Genomic DNA, 2,141 nt, shown 5'->3' on the forward strand with positions numbered 1-2,141 from the left:
CACGCCGACCTTGCCCACACAAGCGCAAGCGAAGTGTGGGCAAGGGCACGCCCAAAAAATTAAAATTTAATCTTTTTAATCTTTGAAGTTTCTCATTTTCTCAAAGCAAAACAAACTATTTTAGGTACCTATATTTTTTTACCTTTGAGGGCTTCGGCAATAGCTATATCCATTGCTCTTTCTGCAAAAGGTTTAGTAACTTCATTGAGTTCATCAATAGCTTTGTAAATGGTATCTTTGTTTCGCGTTTTTAGGGCTTCTTCTAAGTGCTGAATAGCTTTTTCTGTGTTTTCTTTTTCTTGCGGTGTGATTAAGTCTGCATGTTTGTCCATAAATTTTCGGGTATGATACAAAATTTGGTCAGCTTCGCCGATAGCTTCTAAAATTTGTCTTTCTTGCATATCCTGCTGTGCATTTTGTAGAGATTCTAGTAGCATTTTCTCTACTTGTTCATCGGTCAAGCCGTATTGAGGTTTAACTTCAATATGTTGCTGTACGCCGCTGCGTAGTTCTTTTGCTGTAACTTTGAGTATTCCATCCGCGTTGAGAATGAAGTTGATTTGAATTTTAGGTAATCCTGCAGGCATAGGTGGAATACCTTTAAGTTCAAATTCTGCTAGTTTGCGGTTATCTTTGACTAATTCCCTCTCTCCTTGATAAACGGCAATTTTAAGATTAGTTTGTCCGTCAATGCTGGTGGTGTATTGTCTGCCTGCTTGTGTAGGTATTTTGCTATTTCGGGGTATAAGTACGTCCATAAGTCCGCCTAGGGTTTCTATACCCAAAGAAAGCGGTGTTACATCTAATAGGACAATATCTTTTCTATTACCTGCTAAAATATCTGCTTCGATGGCTGCGCCTAAGGCTACCACTTCATCGGGGTTAATTTTATCATAAGGTTCTTTTCCAAAAAATTGATGTACTCTTTGTTTGATGTATGGAATACGAGTAGAACCGCCTACCATTACTACGGCATCAATAGCCTCAACAGGAATGTGAGCATCCTGTATGGCATTTTTACAGCATTGGATAGTTTTATCCACTATGGGCGTGATAATTTTTTCAAAATCAGAGCGTTGAATGGAACAGTGAATAGTCATATTGCCCCAATGGATTGTGCTTTGATAAACGTTTTCTGTACTTAAAGTTTTTTTAGCTTTTTCGGCTTCTAAGCGTAGAGTTTGTAAAAACTGCTTGTCCTGATGTACTTTTTGGTAAGGTAAGTGGTTTGTGCCAATCCAATATTCTGCGATAGCTTTGTCTATGTCATCTCCGCCGAGGTAGGTATCGCCGTTTGTAGAAAGGACTTCAAAAACGCCGTTCTCTATTCGTAAGATAGATATATCAAATGTACCTCCGCCTAAATCATAAACTGCAATGGTTTTTACTTCATCTTTATTCAAGCCTATGCCATAAGCTAAGCTAGCTGCGGTAGGTTCGTTGATTATTCGCAATACTTCTAGTCCTGCTAACTTGCCTGCATCTTTGGTAGCTTGCCTTTGTGAGTCGTTAAAATAAGCGGGAACGGTTATTACTGCTTGGTTAATCTCTACGTTAAGTTCTTTTTCTGCTGCGGTTTTAAGGGCTTTTAAGATGTAAGCAGAAAGTTCGATAGGATTATAGAATTTATCTCCTATGCGTACTTTGACTAAGTTATCGGTATTGTCGTCAATAATTTTGTAGCTAAAAAATTCGCTATGGTCGGCAATGTCTTTATACGATTTGCCCATCAAACGCTTGACGGAATAGATAGTACGTTCAGGGGCAGAGATTAAGTAGGGTTTAGCATCATGTCCTACTAAAATTTCGCCTTGTTCGGTAAAGTGGATGATAGAGGGTACAATTGTTTGATTATGTTGGGCTTTAATGGCTATGGGTTGTCCCTCTTTTGTGTATGCAATTAAGCTGTGGGTAGTACCTAAGTCTATTCCGACGATAATTTTTTCTTTTTTGATGGTACCTGTTTTGAGGTCAATAGGTATTTTTACCATGCTACTAAATAACAAAAAATCGTTGTGTTTATTCAAAATGGAGTTTAGATTATGGGCAGTTTGTATATAACTTTTTGTAAAGCAACTATTTACAATTTAAGTTTTTTCTTTTGCGTGTGCCCTTGCCCACACTTCGCTTGCGCTTGTGTG

1 protein-coding gene is annotated in these 2,141 nt (G+C 38.2%); it reads right to left on the reverse strand.

What is annotated here, in order from left to right; all coding sequences use genetic code 11:
• Window positions 1-128: 128 nt before the first annotated feature.
• Complete coding sequence (hscA, locus tag NZ519_13710) at window positions 129-1,991, reverse strand: Fe-S protein assembly chaperone HscA (GenBank protein MCS7029810.1); 1,863 nt, start codon at window positions 1,989-1,991, stop codon at window positions 129-131.
• Between the last annotated feature and the right edge of the window lie 150 nt (window positions 1,992-2,141).

The organism is Bacteroidia bacterium, assembly GCA_025056095.1.
Classification (GTDB): Bacteria; Bacteroidota; Bacteroidia; order JANWVE01; family JANWVE01; genus JANWVE01.